The sequence below is a fragment of the Thalassolituus sp. ST750PaO-4 genome, assembly GCF_020320405.1.
In the GTDB taxonomy this organism is placed as follows: domain Bacteria; phylum Pseudomonadota; class Gammaproteobacteria; order Pseudomonadales; family Oceanobacteraceae; genus Venatoribacter; species Venatoribacter alkanivorans.
In genome coordinates, this window is the sequence record NZ_JABVCB010000013.1 from 740,279 (window position 1) to 762,032 (window position 21,754).

Sequence of the window (21,754 nt, forward strand, 5' to 3'; positions counted from 1 at the left end):
CTCTATGACTAACTCTGCTGTTATTGCCGGCGAGCCGTTGCTGCGCCGTATCCGCGCCTGGATGGACGAACGTTTTCCGTTCGCCAATGCCTTGCTGTTTTTTATTCTTTATCTGGTCACCGCCAGTGTTGTTCGTGCCAGTCAGGGCGAATGGTTTTTTAACTGGAGCGATATCGTTTCCTGCCTGATTACCTGGTCGTTGTTTTTAACCATCCGTATTTTCGATGAACATAAAGATTACGAGCTGGATGTTAAAAACCACCCGCAACGTGTACTGCAGAGTGGCCGCATTACTCTGACGCATCTGAAAAGTCTGGGCATTATTGCGGTCATTGCCCAGCTGCTGTGGAGCCTGTTTCTGGGTACCGATACCCTGATCGTCTGGGCCGTGATGTTTGTTTACCTGTGTTTAATGGGTGCCGAGTTTTTTTGTGGCGCCTGGCTGGAAAAACGTCTGTTGCTGTATGCCCTGAGCCATATGGCGATTATGCCGCTGATCGTGCTCTGGCTGGCGGCGATGGCACAACCACAACTGCCGGTGATGCAGCTACTGAATTCTGCACCTTTAATGGCGATGATGAGCCTGGCGTTTATCAGCGGCTTCTGTTTTGAAATTACCCGTAAAACCCGTGGCCCGGAAGAAGAGCGCGAAACGGTCGATTCTTACTCGCGCATCCTTGGCGTACAGGGTGCCGCTAATCTGGTCATTGCGCTGGTCTGCGCCATGGTGGTGAACCAGCTGGTATTACTGTGGCTGCTGGATGTCGCAGTATTAGTGGTTTATGCCATATTGCTGGTACTGGTTCTGGTACTGGCTCTTAAAGCTGTTTTCAAATTCAAACAATCCCCCCATGAAAGCGGCCGTGAAAATAACGAGAAAGCCGTCGCCCTGACGATGTTGCTGGGCTATCTGGTGGTGATTATCGCTGCTGCATTAAACATTCACCTGCTGGGAGCTGCCGTATGAAAAAGGCCCGCGTTTATACTACTCAAGCCCGTTATGAATTCAGCCCTGAACAGAACGCCAGCGTACGCCTTCAGTGCGGTGATAACTGGCGCAATGCCGAAGCCGTGGATGTTTCCAAAAGCCATTTATGCGTGCTGGCTGAACCCTGTGAACAATGGCAGCTGGATGCTGCTTTTACCACGGTGACTCTGGTTCTGGCCGACAAAGAATATGTGCTGCGCGATTTAATCATCAGCAAACTGGAAGTCGCGCAGAATTCTAAATTATGGCGTCTGGTATTGCGTAACGATACCGATGGTGAAAACACCGCCGAAAACAGCCGCCAGCTGTGGCAGATCAGTTATGCGCTGCGTCAGCGTGCGGCAGAAGATGATGGCCGTTTATACGACGAACTGACGTTGCCGAAAGTGCCGGCGCGTGGTTTATACACCGAAGAGGCCCGTCAGGAGCGTCTGGGTTTTGTCCGCGCAGAAACCGGTGCGGCGATGGAGCGGGTAGCGGACATTACTCTCGATCCGAAAGCGCTGGTCAGTAATATCGAAGCGTTAATCGGTACGGTCGAAATTCCGGTGGGTGTGGCCGGGCCATTGCATATCCGTGGCGAACACGCGAACGGTTTATTTTATGCACCAATGGCAACTTCTGAAGGTGCACTGGTGGCATCGGCTACCCGTGGTGCCACAGCGATTTCCCGTGCCGGTGGTGTGAATGTGCGGGTACTGGGCCAGCGTATGCTGCGCGTACCGGTATTCGTATTAAGCGATTTATCTTCGGCGTTATTTTTTGCCGAATGGGTAAAAGACCATCAGAACGAAATTGCCGCCCAAACCCGTAAATATTCGAACTATGCCAATCTGGTGGAAGTGCATACCGAATTAATGGGCCGCACGGTGCACGTACAGTTTGTGTATGAAACCGGTGATGCTGCGGGTCAGAATATGACCACCACCTGCACCTGGCAGGCGTGTCAGTGGATTCTGGCCGAAATGCGTGCTTTCGAAGGGATTGAGTTCGAAAACTTTATGGTTGAGGCCAACCTCTCCAACGATAAAAAAGTTACCTATAACTCTTTCCTGCGTGGCCGTGGTGTGCGCGTACTGGCAGAAGCCGTACTCAGCGATGATGTCTGCCGTAAGGTATTAAAAGTCAGCGCGCGCGAACTGTTCACCGCCTATAACCATTTTGTCGGCGGCAGTATTGCGGCCGGTATGGTCGGTCTGAATATTAATATCGCCAACGTGATCGGTGCGATGTTTACCGCCACCGGTCAGGACATTGCCTGTGTACACGAGTCGGCCATCGGCCAGCTGCATATGGAAATGACCGATGATAATGCGATTTACGCCACGCTGCGCCTGCCAAGTCTGGTGGTCGGTACGGTTGGTGGCGGCACCAGTCTGCCGCAGCAGAAAGAATGCCTGCAGATGATTGGCTGTGCTGGCCCCGGCTGTGCGCATAAACTGGCCGAAGTGATTGCCGGTTACTGTCTGGCGCTTGATTTATCCACGCTGTCGGCCATTGCCAGCGACCAGTTTGCCCGCGCTCACGAAAAACTCGGCCGTAACCGCCCGGTAGAATGGTTAAAACTCGGTGATTTAAATCCGGAGTTTTTCAGCCGTGCATTATCGCAGGGTTTAAACCGCAACGTGCAGGTCAGTGCGCAGCAGAGTCTGAGCCTGTCGGGTAAAGGCAGCAGCATTATTACCGAACTGACAGCACATAAAATCAATAAGCTGGTTGGCCATTATCCGTTCCGCCTGACACTGGACGATGCCGATCAGACGCTGGATGTAATGGTTAAAGTGAAGCCGCTGGATGACGAAGTTATCCTGATGCTTAACTCTATGGCGTCGATGTGTGATGCCCGTCTGGCGCATGCTTACAACGAATTCCGCAAGCATGTTGGTTTCCGTGGCTGTCATGTGCGTGAGCTGGAAGTGATGGCGCAGCAGGATGAACGTTTCCGCCGTGTTGCTCCGACCACCTATATGGCCTGGGCGGATGCCTCACGTGAAGCCTATGTTCTGGTGCAGGAATATCTCGACGGTCTGGAATTAATGGATTCCGCTGACGACACTTCCGGCTGGACGACCGAACACTTTAATGCCGCCGTTGATGGCATTGCTCAGGTGCACAGTATCTGGCTGAACCGCGAAGACGAACTGCTGACTCAGGACTGGATCTGCGACGCACCGAATACCGCCAATATGCTGGAAAAAACCCGCCTGTGGGAAATGCTTGGTGCTCACGCCCAGCAGGAATTCCCGGAGTGGTTCAGTGCCGGTGATATGGAGCGCTTCCGCGATCGCGTGTACAGCATGGAGCAGTGGTATCCGCAGCTGGATGCCTTACCGAAAACCCTGATCCATAACGATTTTAATCCGCGCAATATTGCCTTCCGTCGTCAGGGTAGTGAACTGACACTCTGCGCTTACGACTGGGAACTGGCGACCGTTCAGGCACCGCAACACGATCTGGCTGAATTGCTGGTATTTACCCTGAATCCGGATTTTGATCCGCAGCTGGTGGAAGCCTTAATTGAGCGTCACCGTGTGCAACTGGAACAGGCCGCTGGCGTTACGCTGGATGCTGCACAATGGCGTTATGGCTTTACCCTGACACTGTGGGATCTGGTTGTTAACCGTGTACCTATGTATGTGATGGCCCATACCTTCCGTCATTATCCGTTTATGGAGCGGGTGGTGCGTACCTTCCGTCGTCTGCTGGATCTGGAAATTCAGCGTCTGGAAAACGGAGATCAAAGCCTGTGAAAAAAGACACTGTAAACAGCCCGGCTAATTATTGTCTGGATGCACTGCAGGCCGCAGCGCTGAGTGCTGATCAGGTCGGTGGCAAAGCCTTTAACCTGGCATTTTTAAGCCGCCAGACTCTGGCCATTAATAGTCTTCAGGTGCCGCAATGGTGGGTGGTACCCGTTGCGGCTTTCCGTGCACAGTTACGCTCGCTGAATCTTGAGCAGTGGATTGAAACCGAACTGGCGTCACTGGGCGATAAACCCGACAGCAGCGCGCTGGAACAGGTTGCCCAGGGGATTCAGCAGAAAATCCGTGATGGCGGTTTATTAATTGCCATTGCCGACGACGTACGCACGGCCATTGGCAGCGATGCATTGGCACATGGCTGGTGGGCGGTGCGCTCATCGGTGGTGGGTGAAGATGCTGAAGGTGCGTCTTTTGCCGGACAGATGGACAGCTGCTTATATCAGCGTGGTGAAGAGCAGATTGCCGCGGCCATTATTACCGTGATGCAGAGTGCCTTTAATGCCCGCGCTCTGGCTTATCGCATCCAGAAAGGTCTGGGCCTGACCGATATTAATGCTGCGGTGATTATTCAGCGCATGATTGATGCCGATGTGGCCGGTGTGATGTTTACCGCCAACCCGGTAAATGGTGATCGTGGCGAAGCTTTTATTTCGGCTACCTGGGGTTGTGGTGAAGGTCTGGTTTCCGGCCATTGCAATGCCGATGAAATCAGCGTGCGTTTAAACAGCAATGAACTCAGCGTGCAGGTCAATGATAAAGACCTGTGTCTGGTGCAGGATGCTGAGCAGGGTGGTACCCGTGAACAGGAAGTGGCCGCCGATAAACGTACGGTTGCCTGTTTAACCGACACGCAGATTTTTGCCCTGCGTGATCTGGGACGCCGCATTGCGGAAGCCTATTGCGCACCACAGGATATTGAATGGTGCCTGAAAGACGGTGCGTTTTATATTCTGCAGGCGCGTCCGGTGACGCGTTTACCGGAACAGAACCCCGATACCGACCGTTTGCAGGTCTGGGATAATTCCAATATTCAGGAATCCTATTGTGGGGTAACCACACCGCTGACCTTCAGCTTTGCCAACCGCGCTTATAAAACCGTATACGAGCAGACCCTGCGTTTATTGGGTGTACGTGAAAATGTCGTACAGCAGCATCAGGATATGCTGGAAAATATGCTCGGCCTGATTCGTGGCCGGGTGTATTACAACATTAATAACTGGTATCGCGGTTTATTATTCCTGCCATCTTTCCGTACCAATAAAGCCGATATGGAACGCATGATGGGCCTGACCGATCCGGTAGATCTGATTCAGGATCGCGAACTGAGTGGCCGCGAAAAGCTGGCACGCCTGCCGCAGATGTTGCGCGCATTGTTTGCCATGCTCAGCCGTTTCCGCCGAATGGATGATCTGGTGGCTGAATTCCGCGCGCACTTTGCCGCTGAATATGCCCGGGTCGAGCGCAATAAACTGCACAGCCTGAGCATGGATGCATTAATCAGCCTCAGCCGTACGCTGGATAAAACCCTGCTGAATAACTGGACCACGCCCATCGTTAACGATTTTTACGTAATGATGATGAATGGCAAGGTACACCGTTGGCTGGAAAAACTCGGCGTAGAAAATCCGGCACTGGTACAGAACAACCTGCTGTCCGGTGAAGAAGGCATCGAAAGTACTGAACCTACCAAATTCCTGCTGCGTTTATGCGATGAAGCGCGCACGCAGCCGGAATTGCTGTCGTGCTTAAAAGATCAGCCAAACGATCAGCTTCTGGTTCTGCTGCAATTAAAATTCCCGGATTTCCACAGCCGCTGTCTGCAGTACATTGAACTGTACGGCGACCGCACCATGGGCGAGCTGAAGCTGGAGTCGGTAACGCTGCGTCAGGATGCATCCTTTATGTTTGCGGTGCTGAAAAACTTTTTAAGCCGTGACGATCTGACCCTGGCGACGCTGGCCGAAAACGAAGCCCGTTTCCGTGCCGAAGCAGAACAGGCCGTATTGCCGGCGTTGCAGAAGCAATTTGGTCGCCGTAGCTTAAAAAAATTCCAGCGTGATTTAAGCCGCCTGCGCGATGCCATCCGCAACCGCGAGAATATGCGTCTGGCGCGTACCCGGATGTTTGGTCTGTACCGCGATATTTTCCGTCAGCTCGGTGAGCAGCTGGCGTTTTATTCGCAACTTGAGCAGGCCGAGGATATTTTTTATCTGACGCTGGAAGAAATCTACGCCTATGCCGATGGCCGTTCGGTGACTGCTGATTTAAAACCGCTGGTGGCAATCCGTCGTGCGGAGTTCGCGTCTTACGAAGCGGATGAACCGCCGCATCATTTCCACACCCGTGGGCCACTGTACTGCAATAACCGCTTTGAATATCCGCATGCTCAGGAAGAAACCGCAGCCGCCGATGGCAGTCTGCAGGGCACCGGTTGTTATCCGGGTATTGTTGAGCAGAAAGTGCGGCTGATTTTCTCACCGGACGATGAGCTGAATTTAAATGGTCAGATTCTCTGCACCGTACGTACCGATCCGGGCTGGGCACCGTTATTTCCGACTGCCGGCGGTATCCTGGTGGAGCGTGGCTCAACCCTCAGTCACTCGGCGGTGGTGGCCCGTGAGCTGGGAATTCCTGCGGTGGTGGGCATTCCGGGGTTAACCAAATTACTGGCCGACCAGGAGCTGGTGCGCATGGATGGTTCCAGTGGCCGTGTAGAACGGCTGGAATTTAATGCCGCCGAGTCTGTGTCTGCGGCCGAGGAGTCGGTGGCATGAACAGCATCCCGGAACTGAGTGATGAGTTTTTCCGTATTGCCCGTGAGCGTTACAGTGACGATGCCTTCTGGCTGGGTGAAGACGAAGCTGCAGTGCGCCGTCAGTTCAGTACGGCAAATGATTATTTCCGCACTGGCCGTGCCTGGGCAGAAACCGCAGAAGGTTGTCGTTTAGCCGGTTTTTTTAATCCCGAGCAGCGTATTAATGATGAAGCTGTTGCCTATTTCGGTTTCTGGGAAAACAGCGGCGACACCGACGCGGTACTGAATGCGCAGCGGGATTTATTCGCCCGCTTTGAGCGCTGGGCCGCGGAGCAGGGAGCGGAGCGTATTTACGGGCCGATTAATTTTAATACCTACGGCCCGTACCGTTTGCGCTTAGCCGATGAGCAGGGCGGTATGCCGGGGCCGGTATTTGCCGGCGAACCCTATAATCCGCTCAGTTATGGCGAGCAGTTACAGGCGCTGGGTTACGACATTCATTACCGCTATTACACCCGCATTAATAATAATTTACCGGCACTGGCGCTACAGATGGAAAAACCACTGGCGCAGGCGTTACAGCAATTGCAGGGTGAATTTATTGTCAGCCGTCTGGATGGCGACACCTGGATGAATAATCTGCCGGAGCTGTATCCGTTAATCGACCGTATGTTTCGCCAGAACTTTGCCTACAGCCCGATCAGCGAAGCACAGTTTGTCGCCGCCTGTGGTGAGCCTTTTGCGCGCAAGCTCTGCCCGCAGTCGTCGGTACTGGTACGGCATAAGAGCGGCGCCATTGCCGGATTTTTCCTGTGTTATCCGGATTACAGTCCGCTGCAGGTTGCTGGCTCATTGATGAAGGCTGCGGATATCAGCTACGCCAAGCATGCGGCACTGTTGCCTGAGCCGCGTCTGGCGTTGGCGAAAACCGGGGCTATTCATCCCGATTATCGTCAGGCCGGTCTGTTCACCCTGATGTCGATGCAGCTGACCTGCTGGGCGGCACCTCACTATCAGCGTGTGGCTGCAGCCCTGGTGCGTGAAGATAATCCGTCACTGCGTTATGCCCACAACGGCGAAGAAGTGCGGGTGTACGGTCTGTTTACCAAACAGCTGGCCCGTGCGGCTGCTCAGGAAGGCTGATATGAGCGGGCTGAATTTCTGCCGTCATGTGCTTGAGGAGGCACGGCGTAATCCGCAGCGGTTGGCGCTGGATATTCCATTAATGCAGGGGCGTCGTTGTCTGGGCGCTGAGCAATGTACCTATGGTGAGCTGATGCAGCGTGTGAGTGCGTTGCAGTTACTGTGGCAGCAGCAGGGATTGCAGCCCGGCGAGCGGGTGGTGGTGATCGCCCGGCCGTCGGTTGATCTGTATGCGGTGGTGCTGAGTTTGCTGGCCTCCGGTCTGGTGGCGGTGTTTATCGATACCGGCATGGGCCGCAAGAAAATCCGCATGGCGCTGGCCGATGCCCGCCCGGTGGCGATTGTCAGTATGCAGGTGCTGTTGCGCTGGTTCTGGCTGATCCCTGAACTCTGGTCTTTAAAGCGCTTCAGTATTGACCGGACAACGTTAGGAAGTCGTTCGCTGAGTAAAGCGCTGGCGGCGTTTAAGGGCAAGCTGGCGTCTGTTGATAGCGGCACATGGCCGCAGCTGGCGGCGCCTCCCACAGGCGATCACGGTCTTATTTCCTTTACCTCCGGCAGTACCGGGCGGCCGAAAGGCGCCGACCGGACTCATGCCAGTCTGGATGCCCAGCATGCAGCGATCCGTCATCACTGGCCGGATGCCGATGGCGAGCGTGACAGCCCGTGTTTCCCGGTGATGGTGCTGCATAACCTCAGTTGCGGCATGAGCAGCTGTTTGCCAGAGGTGGATCTGGCTGCTCCGGCACAGGTGGATGCGGCGGCGGTTCTGACACGCTGGCAGCAGCAGGGTGTTACCCGCATCAGTGGTGCGCCGGCCTATTTTCGCGCCCTTTGTGATGAGCTGTTACTGCGCAAGACGACCTTGCCGCAGATCACCAGTCTGGTAATTGGCGGTGCGCCGGTCAGTCAGCTGCTGGCGCGCGATTTGCTGCAGGTCTTCCCCAATGCCTATGCGCGCATTGCCTATGGTTCCACCGAAGCTGAGCCCATTGCCTCGCTGTTGCTGCAGGATTATCTGCACAGTGACGAGCAGCCCGGTGTGGCCGGTTTGCTGGTGGGGAACATTGCCGAAGACACCGATGTGCTGATCTGCAATCTGCCTGCAAACAACGATGCCCTTCTCAATGAAAGTCTGGTTAACGAAAGCCCTGTTAATGAACATCATGTGCGGGATGGCCGTTGTGATGTGGGCGAAGAGGGCGAAATTCTGGTCGCCGGCCGTCATGTGCTGCGTGGTTATTACCACAACCCTCAGGCCGATGCAGAAAACAAAATCCCGCGCGCTGATGGTCTGGTCTGGCACCGTACCGGCGATACCGGCTGGCTCGATGAACAGGGCAGGTTGTGGCTCAGTGGCCGGGTAAAGGATGCGGTGCAGCTTGGCAGCCAGCGCCGTTTGCAGCCGCTCTGGCTGGAGCAACAGCTGGATGCGCTGGCCGGTGTACAGCGCAGCGCGCTGATCGGCTATGAACAGCAGAGCTGGCTGTTCCTGTGCTGTGACGAGCCTCTGGAAAACCTGAAAAGTGCGTTGCTGGCTTTGCTGCCGGCCGGTGAATGGCAGGTTGCCCGGCTGAAGTACATGCCGGTGGATGGTCGCCACAACAGCAAGATTGACCGTCCGCTGCTGCGTCAGATGGCGGCTGCAGGCCGTACCGACATGGTGGTTACCTGGAACAAAACGGAGAGTACATCAATATGAGCAGTTTACCGGCCGGTGGCTGGATTATCCGCCTGAACCGGGTTGATCTGATAACCCTGAGCAGTGTTCCGCTGACCTTGCTGGCCTTGTTTTTTACCTTGCAACAGGAGCTGCTGACGGCGCTGGCGTTGCTGTTTCTGGCGATGACCGCCGATGCGCTGGATGGCTTGCTGGCCCGGCGCTGGGGGCTGACCCGTGAGTTTGGTCGTTACCTCGATGGTTTTATGGACGTGCTGATTTATCTGGTCAGTCCGGCGCTGATTTTACTGCAGTGGGGTTTTGATGGTGCTTATGCCGTGGCGCTGGTGACTATGGTCGCCGCGGGTTGTATCCGTCTGTCGGTATTCAATCAGACCGGCAATATTGAGGATGCGAGCAAGGGCAGCGCCCGCCCTGCCTATCTGGGCATGCCGGTATTCTGGAGCCTGCTGATTATTGCGCCATTGGTATTGCTGGAGCATTGGCTGGGTTGGACTGCCTTTATTAAAGCTTTGCTGGCGCTGGTGCTGCTGTGGTTTTCGGTACAGATGTTGCGCGCCCGGCCGTTCTTTAAGTTCACCTCCCTGGCACAGATGCTGTGGATTACGCTGGGTGGTTTCTCACTGCTGTGCGCCACTACGCTGGCGGCTAAGGGCGCACAGGCGCCGTTGCATCCGCTGCTGATGGCGCTGTACCTGCAGGTGCCGGTGGTGATTGGCGGTGTGGCGCATATGTGGTGTGTCAGCAATGACGTGCTGCCTTCTCTTGCCCGGCCGCTGTGGAAGTCGGCCTTTGGTGCCAACAAAACCTGGCGCGGCGTTTTATTGGTGCCGCTGCTGACGGCGCTGGGCGCACTCTGTCTGTGGCCACTGGAACTGATATTTCAGGCGCTGGGCTGGCCGACCGTGTGGAGTGGTTACTCATTGCTGCTGGCCGGTGCGGTTGCCGGCGCTGGCTATATTCTCGGTGAATTGCCCAATTCCTGGTTTAAGCGCCGGCTGGGCATTGCGCCGGGGCAGGTACCTGAGGATCAGCGTTACTGGTTTATCGCCCTTGATCAGATCGACTCGGCTGTTGGCGTTGCTCTGATACTTGGCTGGTGGCTGGATCTGAGCTGGACGGTGGTGGCCCTGTACATTCTGACCTTCCCGCTGACCGCGCTGCTGGTTAAACAATGGTTGTACCGTAACAAACTCAAAGACAGTGCTGTCTGAGGCGTGAATGAATGCTTGTGGCAGCAGGGCAGATTTTATACACTACGCGCCCTTTTATTAGGTCTCGTCTGGCTGGATGCCATGTTTGCGTGCATAACATGCCGCTGTAATGGTGTTGGGGCAGATGAGTTGATGAACGGCAGGCGATCCCAAAACCTGTCCCTTGATAAACGATCGGAGTGATCTGAAACTATGGTAGTAATCCGTTTGGCCCGTGGTGGCTCTAAAAAACGTCCTTTTTATCACATTAACGTAGCTGACGCGCGTAGCCCTCGCGACGGTCGCTTTATCGAGCGCGTTGGGTTCTTTAACCCTGTTGCTCGCGGCCAGGAAGTTGCTTTCCGCATCGATGCGGAACGCGTTGAATACTGGTTGGCCAAAGGTGCTCAGCCAACTGATCGCGTAGCTAGCTTACTGAAGCAAGCCAAAAAAGCTCAGGCTTAATTGGCGACGACCGGAGTTCTGATGTTGAACGACCAGATTGCGGGTGAGGAAATCACCGTCCTCGGTAAAGTAACCACCGCATTTGGTATTAAAGGCTGGGTGAAGGTGTATTCGTACACAGATCCCATGACCAACATCCTGGATTACCCGACCTGGCTGTTACGTATTAACGGACAGTGGCGCGAATTCAAGGTGACCGACAGCAAACTCCAGCCAAAAGGGTTGGCTGTAGCTCTGGCAGGAATTACCGACCGGGATGCCGCTCTGGCGTTATCCCAGATTGAAATCGGTGTACCTACTTCGGAGTTACCGGAACTCGAAGAAGACGAACATTATTGGTTCCAGCTCGAAGGCTTGAAGGTGGTTAACACCGACGGCGTGTGGCTGGGCCAGGTGAAAGAACTGTTTGATTCCGGCGGCGGTAATCAGGTGATGAGCGTAAAAGGTTGCGAAGGCAGCATTGATAAGCGCGAACGTCTGATTCCATACGCAGAAACAATCGTTCTTGAAGTTGATCTGGATAACGGTGAAATCCAGGTTGACTGGGACCCGGATTTTTAAGCCCGGTGTTGTAATTATGTGGTTTGGGGTTATTTCCCTCTTTCCTGACATGTTCCGCGCACTCACCGACCATGGTGTCAGCGGGCGGGCAGTCAAACAGGAAAAAGTGAGTATCGAATGCTGGAATCCGCGTGATTTCGCCTACGATAACTACCAGACCGTGGACGATCGTCCATACGGCGGCGGCCCCGGCATGCTGATGAAAATTCAGCCTCTGCAGGATGCCATCCACGCAGCCAGAACGGCCGCGGGGGAAGGCGCTAAGGTGATTTATTTATCACCTCAGGGACGCAAGCTGGATCAGGCCGGCGTGTTAGAGCTTGCTCAGCGCGACAAACTGATTCTGGTGGCCGGACGGTACGAAGGTATTGATGAGCGTTTGATTGAGCGCGAAGTCGACGAAGAGTGGTCTCTTGGCGATTTTGTTCTCAGTGGTGGCGAACTGGCTGCCATGACGCTGATGGATGCCGTGATCCGATTGGTACCCGGCGTGCTGGGGCATGACCAGTCGGCACAGCAGGACTCCTTTATGGAAGGCTTGCTGGATTGTCCACATTACACCCGCCCGGAAGTTTACGAAGGGCAGGCCGTACCGGACGTGTTGCTGAGTGGCAACCACGAAAAGATCCGCCAGTGGCGCCTTAAGCAGTCACTGGGCAGAACCTGGCAGCGCAGACCCGATTTACTGGAAGCGCTGGAACTGACAAACGAGCAACAAAGGTTATTGACAGAGTATCTGCAAGAGCTAGAACAGAACTCAGCAGACTGTTAAGGAGCGAACAATGAGCAACAAGAACCCAATCATTCAGCAGATTGAAAATGCGCAGCTGAAAGACAACATCCCTGCATTCAGCACCGGTGATACCGTTGTTGTGCAGGTTAAAGTAAAAGAAGGTAACCGTGAGCGTCTGCAGGCGTTCGAAGGCGTAGTTATCGGTAAGCGTAACCGTGGCCTGAACTCTGCATTCACTGTACGTAAAATCTCCCACGGTGTGGGCGTTGAGCGTACTTTCCAGACTCACAGCCCGATGATTGACAGCCTGGCTGTTAAACGTCGCGGTGACGTGCGTCAGGCGAAACTGTACTACCTGCGTGAGCGTAGCGGTAAGTCTGCACGTATCAAAGAAAAGGTTTAATCCTTCTCTTGCAGAAAAAACGGGCCTCTGGCCCGTTTTTTTATGCCCGTTTTTATGTTTGTTGTTATATCTGTGCAGTGTTTGTCATCAGAAAAGCACGTACGGCTGATATACTGCTGTCTGGTTTGACACTTACTTTCTTGACACTGGCAGGCGCATTTGAAAGGGTAGGGCCCGGAACAAACAAGGGCTCTGGGCCTCCAAGCCTGAATGATGACGTAAAGGTTGCAGTAATGAAGAAAACACTTTTAGCCGCCGCGCTGGGCCTGAGCCTGACGTTACCGGCAATGGGCGCCGCCGCTGACAAAGCGCTGCCGCTCGACAAGCAGGTCGAAGCCAAACTGGTGCAGGCTTTCGGTCCGCGTCTGCAGGTACGTGAAGTTGCGCCTTTGGCTGGCAACCAGATTCTGGAAGTGGTCCTGATTGACGGTTCTGTTATGCACATGACACCGGATCTGAGCCACTTTATTTACCGTGATGAGCTGTATGAGCTGAGTGCCGAAGGCCCGCAGAACATCACCCAGAACCGTAACAATCCTAAGCGTGCTGAGCGCCTGGCGGCCGTCACTGACAGTCAGACGGTTGTATTCAAAGCCAAGGGCGAACAGAAAGCCCTGATCAACGTCTTTACCGATATTGATTGTGGCTATTGCCAGAAGCTGCATCAGGAAATCCCGCGTCTGAACGAGCTGGGTATTACTGTGCGTTATCTGGCTTATCCACGTGCCGGTATCAAAGATCCGCGCAATGGTGAGCTGACCGATTCCTATCGCAAGATTAACTATGTCTGGTGTCAGGCTGATCGCAAGTCCGCAATGACCAGCATGAAGAACACTCAGCGTGACATGAATATGCTGGGTCAGCGTCTGCGCCAGTCTGGTGGTTCAGCAGAACTGGAAGACCAGTACCGTGCCCTGCAGGGACAGGTTGTGGCGATGATGGACAAGAGCAAAGACTGTGGTGCTCCTATTGCTGCCCAGTACGATCTTGGCCAGGAAGTAGGTGTAACCGGTACTCCGGCGATCGTGGTTGATGATGGCCGTCTGTTCCCCGGTTATATGCCGGCAGATGATCTCGCCCGTCGCCTCGGCGTGATGTAATTTCAGTATCGTTTACTGGAATACCTGAAAACCTCCTGCGGGAGGTTTTTTTATACCTTTTTGCAAGGTTATGCACAGCGCACCGATTTACTTCACATTCATCCCATTAAATTAGTACCTTTGTATTAAAACTATAACAGTCTGTTTTCTATGGATATTTTCTGACCGATTGCAGCCTATGAGCTGGCTCTTCATTCCATCGCTCAGATGGCAGCGGCTTTTTTCAGAATTTACCCCCTGAATTATCCACAGATTTTTAAGGGAAGTGATTACTTACCGTCTAGGCCTTTTATTCTCAGGCTGAGTGACGGGGGCGGGTCTGGTGCAACCGGAGGCTCTATTTTGGCGCAGGATGAACTCAGATGATGCATCTTATGCACACTGGGCCATAGGCTTGTTCATTCCGGAGAAATTTGGCCTGAAAATAGGCAAAATGACTATTGATTTTTATAAGCCGTTGAAAAATAAGGATTTTTAATATTGGTTAAAAAGTGATCAATCTAAGGTGGGGCCTCTGTTTATGCGAAACAGGGATACTTTCCAAGAGCTTACTCACAAAGTTATGCACAGAAATTGTGGACATTTTGGCAGTCCTTCCTGCTGGGCACTGAGGACATTTTCAGCGCAACTGGCATTGTTTTTCCCTTGACTTAAAAAATATACCTCCGAGTGGTTATGCACATCGCTGGGTCTCTCTTTTTGAACGGACATTCAAAAGTCAAAAAACTGAAACAAATCGGGAGGGAGTATATAAGCCATTGAATTATATAAGATTTGGCTGTTGTTGTTATTTCAGCCAATCTGACCTGAAGCCGCATGAATACTGGATTTGTGGCACTTATCAGAAACTTACCCAGAGAATTATCCACAGTTTTTGTTGATAACCCAAAGAAAACCAGAAACGGCGCGACCCGGCGCCGTTGTGGATGGTTTTTCCGGCCTTTCAGACGCTCTCTTCGTCGTCCTCATCCGTGACATTCAGGAAACAATCCAGCGATGGATGCGGCGTATCCTGTTCATTGAAACGCAATGCTTCTGGCAGGGCGCCGTACCAGTCAAATTGCTGAACCAGACGTCGCCAGATGCCATCCAATGGGGCATTGAACACCAGCGTTTCACCGCTGACAGGGTGACTCATGGTCAGCTGCGAGGCGTGCAGCAGTAAGCGTGGCGCCTGCAACTGATCGCGGAAATAGCGGCTGTGGCGGCCTTTGCCATAACGGGCGTCACCGATGATCGGGTGGCTGAGGTGTTTCAGGTGACGGCGCAGCTGGTGCTTACGTCCGGTGTGTGGAATGCACTCGACCAGCGAATAACGCGACTGCGGGTATTTATCGATAAAGACTGGAATTTCGGCATGGGCCAGCGAGCGGAAATCAGTGATGGCTTCCTGCTCGGGTTTGATTCTTTCATGTTTGGCGTATTTATCGACCGGTGGCGCCATGGGCTTATCGAGATGGATAAACTCGGGCATCCAGCCACGGACGATGACGAGATAACGTTTATCCACGGCGCGCTGGCGCCACTGGTCGGTAATCAGGCTGGCCATTTCCTGGCTCAGGGCAAAAGCCAGAACACCGGATGTGGGTTTATCCAGACGATGTACCGGGTATACCCGTTGCCCCAGTTGATTACGCAGCAGCTGCAGGGCGAAACGGGTTTCATGGCGGTCAATTTCGCTGCGGTGTACCAGCAGGCCGCTGGGTTTGTTGATAACGACCAGTTCGTTATCGAGGTAAAGAATATCGAGATCCACTGCATGCCCGGCGTGATCACCGGCCCCCGGATAAAACGCGGCACTTTACCCTATGTGCTGCAGTGCGGGTAGCACAGCTGGATTACCGGGAGTGGTCTTGCGCGGTTATATGGCGCAGGTTTTCCATTGGGCGGCAAACTTTGCTACTTTGTGCTCCGCGAATGACTGTCCGTCCAGATTAAAAATAACAAAGGAGTCGTCATGATCAGTCGCTGGATTATTGCTGTATTGCTGTTGTTGGTCCTGCTGTTTGGCACGCTGCGCCAGGTGTATGTAGAAAGTGCTTCATTCCCGGATCGCAGTGGCGCACCGCGTCTGCCATCGACCGAGCTGGAGCTGGTCGCCAGCCTGCCTGAACCTCCCGGAAATCTGGCAGTGGCTGATGATCAGCGGATCTTTTTTACCTTCCATCCGGAAGCTTCGCCAAAAACCAATGTCGCTTTATGGGCGGATGGCGAAGTCAGTGCTTTCCCGTCGTTACAATGGCAACCCGGCGGCAGCGAAGAAGGTGCGCTGAATGAAGTACTGTCGCTGCGCCTGCATAACAATGAATTGTGGTTGCTGGATAATGGCCGTCATGCGCTGAACAGCGTACGTCTGCTGGCCTTTGATATTAACAGCCGCGAGTTGCTGCACAGCTATCGCTTTCCACGCGATGTGTTTCCGCTGGGCGCCCACGCCAATGATTTCCGCATCAGTGCCGATGGCCGCTATTTCTTTATCACCGATGCCAGCCTGCTGGCGCGCACCCCTGCTCTGGTGGTGTACGATCGTGTCAGCAACAGCAGTCGCCGCCTGCTGCAGGGCGACGCCAGTGTCCGCGCCGGAGAGTTTGAACCCGTGGTGCAGGGCCAGGCGATGACCTTGTACGGACTTTTTACGGTTAATCCGGGGGTGGATGGCATCGCACTGGATGACGCCAATGAGTGGCTGTACTTTGCAGCCGTTGCGGCTGACCAGCTGTACCGTATCCGGGTGGCGGATCTTGTTGATACAGAGTTGCCCCATGCAACGCTGAGCTCCCGCGTGGAAAGCCTGGGTGCGAAAACCATGACCGATGGTATGGCAATGGATGCCGCCGGTCATGTCTATCTGTCTGATCTGGAACATTCAGCGATTGTGCGCCGCACGCCGGATGGTGAATTACAGACGCTGTTGCGCAGTGTGGATCTGCGCTGGCCGGATGGCTTCAGCCGTCAGGGCGACTATCTTTATGTTACCTGTTCCGCTTTGCATCAGGTGATCGGCCACAGTCGTGAAGAGATTCTCGCTGCCGGACCTTATCCGATTTACCGTTTTTCGCTGAGCAGGGCAGAATCCTATCTGAATCCCTGACGTATGAGGCCGATGAATGAAGTGTGTTTACCAGGCTGCGGATACACTGGAAGCCCATCTGGTGCTCGGGCTGCTTGAGCAGCATCGTATTCAGGGATTTATCGAAGGGGCTCACCTGACGGGTGGTCTGGGTGAGCTGCCGGTGCAGAATTATGTACGGGTTCTGGTGAACGACGTTGATTACGAGGCGGGGCGGCGGCTGATGCTGGAATACGATCAGGCCAATGCCATCACCGATCCGTTGCCGCAGCCGGTGTTCCGTCACTGGGGCTGGTTTGTATTGGCGTTGCTGGCCATTATTGCCGCTGAAAGTCTGCGTTTTCTCTGATTTTCCTGCTGCTTACTGTTACTGACCGTTGAGCAGGTTCTGAAAGACCGCCTGACTGCCGGCATCATTATCACGATGAAAGTCCGTTAACAGCATGGCCAGATGTTCAGCATCTTCCAGATGCGGAAAGTGACCGGTTTTTACCCGCAGCGCGCCGTTGCTTTTGCTGTGTCTGCTCAGTGGATCATATTCGCCGTCGATGTACTGCTGTGTATTGCTGCTGGCCATACTGGTTTCGCTGCTGAGTGGCAGTTCATAACGATAGTGCAGCAGCTGCGGCAAAACCTGCAGCCCCTGATGGGCACATAATAATTGCCAAAGATCCTGCCGGGTCTGACTGCTTATCGGAGTGAAAGGACCACTCAGGGTTTCCAGATAACGACCATACAGACCTTCACTGATGCAGTGACTGAGCAGCGGGCCCAGCGGTCCGGCGAGCCAGAGTTCACGCCAGAGAAAGTAGCGCGCTTCGCCGCCGCGGCGAGCGGCAATCCAGCTGCAGCGGCCAAATTCGATATCGCCGGGGGACTTAAGCAGCTGGCGGCCAAGGCTGGCGCCGTAATCATGGCCGATAATCTGGCACTGGCGGATATTAAGGTGCCCGAGTAAATCACTCACCAGCTGAGCCTGATCCTGTAAGCGGTAACTGTATTCGGAGGGTTTATCGGAGTCACCACAGCCGGGCAGATCGGGGCAGATCAGGCGGAACTGTCCGGCCAGCATCGGCCACAGACGGTGCCAGTCCCAGCTGCTGCCTGGCAGACCATGCAATAACAATAGTGCCGGACCTTGCCCTTCATCGTGAAAGCCGACACGCAGTCCCTGCCAATGAAAATCACGTTGCTGACTGCGCCAGATATTAGGGTTAAGCACGGCTGCTCCTTAGCAACTTTTTATTATTGTTATTATTTTCACCGGTCCGCTCCGCCGGTACTCAGTCATTAAGATCCGCAGTCAGCAGCAGGTCGGTAATACCGAAGTCGACTCCCAGGCGGCTCAGTTCAGCCGTGATCTGACCGCGGTGGTGAGTCTGATGATTGAATATATGCTGCAGCACCAGATCCAGTGGCTTGGCCATCTCTTCGCCGCGGCTGTTGGTGTACTGCAATACATCGCGGGCGTCATCGGCACGCAGCAGATCGCACCAGCGGATATAGGTATCGTCGAGGCGTTCGCGCAGTGGACGCAGGCTGTTCAGATCGGGGGCGAGGATCACGTTTAATGCGCCCGGAGTGGGCAGATCATGCAGCTCTTCAAGGATGGGAAAGATAAGAGATAAACGTTTGAGCCAGAGAATGTCGGTTACCAGCAGGTGATTCCAGGTGCCAAGCAGTGAGTCAAAATAAAGACCGCAGGATTTTTCCAGTTGCTCACGGCTTAAGGGCATACAGGCCTCAAGCAGCTGCTGATTCATTGTCCGGTTATAGCGGGCGTAGCGACGATAAATGTCTGACCATGACATGATATTTCTCCCGGCTGTGAACAGGTTTTTTATCGCAATCGGTTACCGGTTTTTCCCTGCTGTCAGGCGCATTGGTAAATGCCTGCAGATCTCTACTCTATGTCAGCCTGAACCATGCGGCAAGCAGCGTGGGATGGTTGTTGTTGTGCTTGTTGTTGCAGTTGTTGTTGTCATACGAATCCGCTATTTTCGGGCAACCATTTTTCAGGGAAGCCGGGTCATGAACGGAGCTGTTATCTGTCGTGCAATACTGTTGTTGTTATTCACTCTGCTGAGTCGTCAGGGACTGGCTATTCCGGCCGCCTGGGATCGCACGGATACCAACTGGCAGACCCGCACGTCAGCGCATTTCGAGCTGCATTATCCGGCCCGCTACGATCAGATGGCGCAACACGCGCTGACCATTGCCGAGCGCGTACACGATGAACTGGTGCCGTTTTTCACACAGGAACCGGACGAGCGCACGCAGATGGTGCTGGTGGATGATTACGACTATTCCAACGGTTGGGCCACGCCATTTCCTTTTGTGCAGATTCGCCTGTTTGCCAGTCCGGCTGAGGATGTTGCCGGGCTCGAACATATGGATGAATGGCTGCACGGTCTGATCCGTCACGAGTATGTGCATATTCTGCATATGAATATGAGCCGTGGCGTGACCCGCAGCGGCCGTAAAGTGTTTGGCCGTCTGTTCTGGCTGTTCCCGCATGTGTTTACCCCGTCGATGTTTACCGAAGGGCTGGCGGTCTATCTGGAAACCAACCGCAAGCTGGGATATGGCCGTCTCGACGGCAGTGTCTATGCCATGCAGATGCGGATGGAACTGGACAGTCATCAGGGCGACGACCTGAATCAGGTGGTGGTGCCACTGCGCGACTGGCCACGCGGCAAACACTACTTATACGGTGCCTATTTCTGGCAGTACCTGGCGGAAACATACGGTGAAGAGACGATGAGCCGTTATCTCAACCAGTTCAGCGGTCAGCTGATTCCTTATGTGATGCAGAACTACGTCGCCAAAAAGGTGTTTGGCAAATCCTTTCCGGCGCTGTGGAATGACTACCGGCAGTGGCTGCTGGCCAGCTTCACTCCAGCCACAGAAACGCTGCGGGCGCGGGAAATCTCCGGCGATGCTTTGCCGGTACTGAGCAATACGCAGCAGGTGACCGCCGCAGCACAGGGTTCGCTGCTGCAGGTGATTGATAACGGTGAAGACCGGGCGGAGATCAGCCGCTGGCAGCCGGACGGCCCGGCCGGTAATGGCTGGTCTGTACAGCCGCTGACAGCAACAAAAGGCGTAACCGATGCCGATATCGCCGCCGATGGCACACTGGCTGTCTCGCGCCTGATCAGCCATGCCAGTGGCCGTGACCTGAATGATGTCTTCCTTTGGTTGGCGGACAGCGGCTGGAAGCGCATCAGCAAAGATCTGCGCCTGCGTAAAATCCGCTGGCTGGCAGACGGACAGCAGCTGATCGGCAGCCGCAAGGTGCATGGCCTGAGTGAATTATGGCGATTGCAGCGCGATGGTGATGCCAGCATGTTATGGCAGGGCGGGGATCAGACGGTGCTGGGCAGCTTCGATGTGGCGCCGGACGGACAATCACTGGTGGCGTCGGTCAAGCGGCCACAGCAGGGCTGGAATCTGGAGCGTCTCGACCTGGGCACATTGCGCTGGCAGGCGTTAACGGACACCCGGGCGACTGAGCATCAGCCGGAGTTTCTGCCCGATGGCCGTATTCTCTACAGCGCCGACTACGACGGCGTGTTTAACCTCTATGTGCTGCAGCCGGCAACCGGCATGGTAGATCAATGGACGCAGGTGGTCGGCGGTGCATTTCAGCCGCGCTGGCTGAATGATCAGGTGGCTTATCAGGATTACACCAGCGAAGGTTATCAGCTGAAAATCCTGACACCGCGGGCGCTGGCCAGTTTCAGTATTGCCAGCCGGCAGGGGCGCTATGATTATCCGCCGGCGGTCAGCGGCGTGGTGCCTTCTGAGCGCAGTGACTATTCACCCTGGCCGACGCTGGCGCCTAAGTACTGGCTGCCGTTATTCAGCTTCGACGATTACTCTTCCGCTTTGGGTCTGGCCACCAGTGGCAATGATGCGGTGGGCCGTCATACCTACAGCATTGCCGCCTTATGGGATTTCAAACAGGACTGGGCGGATGTATCTGCCAGCTACTTGTATGACAACCGTTGGTCGCTGCTTTGGAACCGTACTCACAGCTACACCGACCTGAATACCGGGCTGGACGATGATTATTATGCCAAGCGCGAAGATTTGCTGATCGTCCGCCGTGACCATGTATTGGATGCCTTTGAAGATCAGTTGCAGCTGCATCTGGGGCTGGTTGCCGATCATGAAAAAATCGAACGGGCCCCCGCAGGAGTTGATCGTGGTGAAGGCTATGAAGAAACCCTCGCCGGTGTTGCGCTGAGTTTCGATAACCGCGAACTGTACCGCAATGTACCGGGCATCGGCTGGGGAACCTATGCCGATCTGGTGTACGAAAGCAATGATGTGCTGAACAGCGATTACGACGGTTATCAGTGGCAGGCGAGTGTGAAGCACACCTTCGACCTGCCCGGGCGTAATACGCTGAGTCTGGGTCTGGCCGGTGGTGTGGCTGAGCGCACAGCGGAGCCTTTTACCCTGGGCGGTAATAATGGCGAGGAAGCCCTGCTGTTTGGCCGCGATCAGTTTGCCTTGCCGGGCTATGAGGACAATGTGCAGATTGGCCATAAATACTACAACGGCGTGCTGCGTGTTAACCGCTTCCTGACCCGGGTTGAACGCAACTGGGGCATGATTCCGCTGGGATTGGGTGACATCTCCCTCGGCGCCTGGGCGCAGACAGCCAGTGCCTGGTTCCGCGGTCAGCAGCGGCCAGAGCTGAGTGCCGTTGGCGCTGAGCTTGGCATTGATGTGGTGTTGGGCTACAACCTGGTGTTACCCGTCTCTCTCGGGGTAGCCCGCGGTCTGGATGAGGATCTGGGGGAGACCAAAGGTTATCTGCGTACCGCCGTCTTCTTCTGACACAGTGCTGCCTTCCGGAAACAGTTGGCACTGTACACACAGGGCCTGA

At 54.6% G+C, this 21,754-nt stretch carries 17 protein-coding genes; 14 read left to right on the forward strand and 3 right to left on the reverse strand.

The window, feature by feature from the left end; all coding sequences use genetic code 11:
- The first annotated feature begins 4 nt into the window (after positions 1-4).
- From HUF18_RS18820 to HUF18_RS18870, 11 genes are all read left to right on the forward strand, one after another.
- Entirely contained in the window at positions 5-967 is a 963-nt protein-coding gene (locus tag HUF18_RS18820) for a UbiA family prenyltransferase (protein ID WP_225693430.1), read from the forward strand.
- On the forward strand, positions 964-3,738 hold the full coding sequence (locus tag HUF18_RS18825; RefSeq protein ID WP_145465917.1) for a phosphotransferase: 2,775 nt from the start codon (positions 964-966) through the stop codon (positions 3,736-3,738). The genes HUF18_RS18820 and HUF18_RS18825 overlap by 4 nt, the downstream gene beginning before the upstream one ends.
- Positions 3,735-6,524 carry a phosphoenolpyruvate synthase gene (locus HUF18_RS18830; protein ID WP_225693431.1) on the forward strand — a complete coding sequence of 930 codons (2,790 nt, stop codon included), beginning with the start codon at positions 3,735-3,737 and terminating at the stop codon, positions 6,522-6,524. The genes HUF18_RS18825 and HUF18_RS18830 overlap by 4 nt, the downstream gene beginning before the upstream one ends.
- Complete coding sequence (locus HUF18_RS18835; RefSeq protein WP_225693433.1) at positions 6,521-7,648, forward strand: hypothetical protein; 1,128 nt, start codon at positions 6,521-6,523, stop codon at positions 7,646-7,648. Before HUF18_RS18830 ends, HUF18_RS18835 begins: the two co-directional genes overlap by 4 nt.
- Before the next feature lies 1 nt (position 7,649).
- Positions 7,650-9,350, forward strand: a complete 1,701-nt coding sequence (locus HUF18_RS18840) for an AMP-binding protein (protein WP_225693435.1) — start codon at positions 7,650-7,652, stop codon at positions 9,348-9,350.
- Positions 9,347-10,543: a CDP-alcohol phosphatidyltransferase family protein gene (locus tag HUF18_RS18845; protein ID WP_225693438.1), complete on the forward strand. Its 1,197-nt coding sequence runs from the start codon at positions 9,347-9,349 to the stop codon at positions 10,541-10,543. The genes HUF18_RS18840 and HUF18_RS18845 overlap by 4 nt, the downstream gene beginning before the upstream one ends.
- A gap of 192 nt (positions 10,544-10,735) precedes the next feature.
- Complete coding sequence (gene rpsP, locus HUF18_RS18850; protein WP_145465908.1) at positions 10,736-10,987, forward strand: 30S ribosomal protein S16; 252 nt, start codon at positions 10,736-10,738, stop codon at positions 10,985-10,987.
- Positions 10,988-11,008: 21 nt separating this feature from the next.
- Positions 11,009-11,548, forward strand: a complete 540-nt coding sequence (gene rimM, locus HUF18_RS18855) for a ribosome maturation factor RimM (RefSeq protein WP_145465906.1) — start codon at positions 11,009-11,011, stop codon at positions 11,546-11,548.
- Between the two features lie 16 nt (positions 11,549-11,564).
- A complete protein-coding gene (trmD, locus tag HUF18_RS18860; RefSeq protein ID WP_145465904.1) occupies positions 11,565-12,320 on the forward strand; it encodes a tRNA (guanosine(37)-N1)-methyltransferase TrmD in 756 nt (251 codons plus the stop codon).
- A 10-nt stretch (positions 12,321-12,330) separates the two neighbouring features.
- On the forward strand, positions 12,331-12,684 hold the full coding sequence (gene rplS, locus HUF18_RS18865) for a 50S ribosomal protein L19 (RefSeq protein ID WP_145465902.1): 354 nt from the start codon (positions 12,331-12,333) through the stop codon (positions 12,682-12,684).
- A 233-nt stretch (positions 12,685-12,917) separates the two neighbouring features.
- Positions 12,918-13,784 carry a thioredoxin fold domain-containing protein gene (locus tag HUF18_RS18870; RefSeq protein WP_145465900.1) on the forward strand — a complete coding sequence of 289 codons (867 nt, stop codon included), beginning with the start codon at positions 12,918-12,920 and terminating at the stop codon, positions 13,782-13,784.
- A gap of 943 nt (positions 13,785-14,727) precedes the next feature.
- On the opposite strand, the gene HUF18_RS18875 is transcribed toward HUF18_RS18870, so the two are convergent.
- Positions 14,728-15,540 carry a pseudouridine synthase gene (locus tag HUF18_RS18875; RefSeq protein ID WP_225693440.1) on the reverse strand — a complete coding sequence of 271 codons (813 nt, stop codon included), beginning with the start codon at positions 15,538-15,540 and terminating at the stop codon, positions 14,728-14,730.
- A 201-nt stretch (positions 15,541-15,741) separates the two neighbouring features.
- On the opposite strand from HUF18_RS18875, the gene HUF18_RS18880 reads away from it, so the two are divergent.
- The gene (locus HUF18_RS18880) at positions 15,742-16,875 is read left to right on the forward strand and encodes an SMP-30/gluconolactonase/LRE family protein (protein WP_225693442.1); all 1,134 of its coding nucleotides are present in this window, start codon (positions 15,742-15,744) and stop codon (positions 16,873-16,875) included.
- 16 nt (positions 16,876-16,891) lie between these two features.
- Positions 16,892-17,203, forward strand: coding sequence for a putative signal transducing protein (locus HUF18_RS18885; RefSeq protein WP_145465894.1), 312 nt, complete (start codon positions 16,892-16,894; stop codon positions 17,201-17,203).
- Between the two features lie 18 nt (positions 17,204-17,221).
- On the opposite strand, the gene HUF18_RS18890 is transcribed toward HUF18_RS18885, so the two are convergent.
- Together HUF18_RS18890 and HUF18_RS18895 are read right to left on the reverse strand one after the other, a co-directional pair.
- A complete protein-coding gene (locus HUF18_RS18890; protein WP_225693445.1) occupies positions 17,222-18,076 on the reverse strand; it encodes an alpha/beta fold hydrolase in 855 nt (284 codons plus the stop codon).
- A 61-nt stretch (positions 18,077-18,137) separates the two neighbouring features.
- Positions 18,138-18,665, reverse strand: coding sequence for a DinB family protein (locus tag HUF18_RS18895; protein ID WP_186435732.1), 528 nt, complete (start codon positions 18,663-18,665; stop codon positions 18,138-18,140).
- Positions 18,666-18,885: 220 nt separating this feature from the next.
- On the opposite strand from HUF18_RS18895, the gene HUF18_RS18900 reads away from it, so the two are divergent.
- On the forward strand, positions 18,886-21,705 hold the full coding sequence (locus HUF18_RS18900) for a hypothetical protein (protein WP_225693447.1): 2,820 nt from the start codon (positions 18,886-18,888) through the stop codon (positions 21,703-21,705).
- The last annotated feature ends 49 nt before the right edge of the window (positions 21,706-21,754 follow it).

What these genes read in the sequence shown, in the direction of transcription:
- HUF18_RS18820 (WP_225693430.1), top strand. Translation starts at nt 5, where the DNA reads ATGACTAACTCTGCTGTTATTGCCGGCGAGCCGTTGCTGCGCCGTATC.
- HUF18_RS18825 (WP_145465917.1), top strand. Translation starts at nt 964, where the DNA reads ATGAAAAAGGCCCGCGTTTATACTACTCAAGCCCGTTATGAATTCAGC.
- HUF18_RS18835 (WP_225693433.1), top strand. Translation starts at nt 6,521, where the DNA reads ATGAACAGCATCCCGGAACTGAGTGATGAGTTTTTCCGTATTGCCCGT.
- HUF18_RS18840 (WP_225693435.1), top strand. Translation starts at nt 7,650, where the DNA reads ATGAGCGGGCTGAATTTCTGCCGTCATGTGCTTGAGGAGGCACGGCGT.
- HUF18_RS18845 (WP_225693438.1), top strand. Translation starts at nt 9,347, where the DNA reads ATGAGCAGTTTACCGGCCGGTGGCTGGATTATCCGCCTGAACCGGGTT.
- rpsP (WP_145465908.1), top strand. Translation starts at nt 10,736, where the DNA reads ATGGTAGTAATCCGTTTGGCCCGTGGTGGCTCTAAAAAACGTCCTTTT.
- rimM (WP_145465906.1), top strand. Translation starts at nt 11,009, where the DNA reads ATGTTGAACGACCAGATTGCGGGTGAGGAAATCACCGTCCTCGGTAAA.
- trmD (WP_145465904.1), top strand. Translation starts at nt 11,565, where the DNA reads ATGTGGTTTGGGGTTATTTCCCTCTTTCCTGACATGTTCCGCGCACTC.
- rplS (WP_145465902.1), top strand. Translation starts at nt 12,331, where the DNA reads ATGAGCAACAAGAACCCAATCATTCAGCAGATTGAAAATGCGCAGCTG.
- HUF18_RS18870 (WP_145465900.1), top strand. Translation starts at nt 12,918, where the DNA reads ATGAAGAAAACACTTTTAGCCGCCGCGCTGGGCCTGAGCCTGACGTTA.
- HUF18_RS18880 (WP_225693442.1), top strand. Translation starts at nt 15,742, where the DNA reads ATGATCAGTCGCTGGATTATTGCTGTATTGCTGTTGTTGGTCCTGCTG.
- HUF18_RS18885 (WP_145465894.1), top strand. Translation starts at nt 16,892, where the DNA reads ATGAAGTGTGTTTACCAGGCTGCGGATACACTGGAAGCCCATCTGGTG.
- HUF18_RS18895 (WP_186435732.1), bottom strand. Translation starts at nt 18,665, where the DNA reads ATGTCATGGTCAGACATTTATCGTCGCTACGCCCGCTATAACCGGACA.
- HUF18_RS18900 (WP_225693447.1), top strand. Translation starts at nt 18,886, where the DNA reads ATGAACGGAGCTGTTATCTGTCGTGCAATACTGTTGTTGTTATTCACT.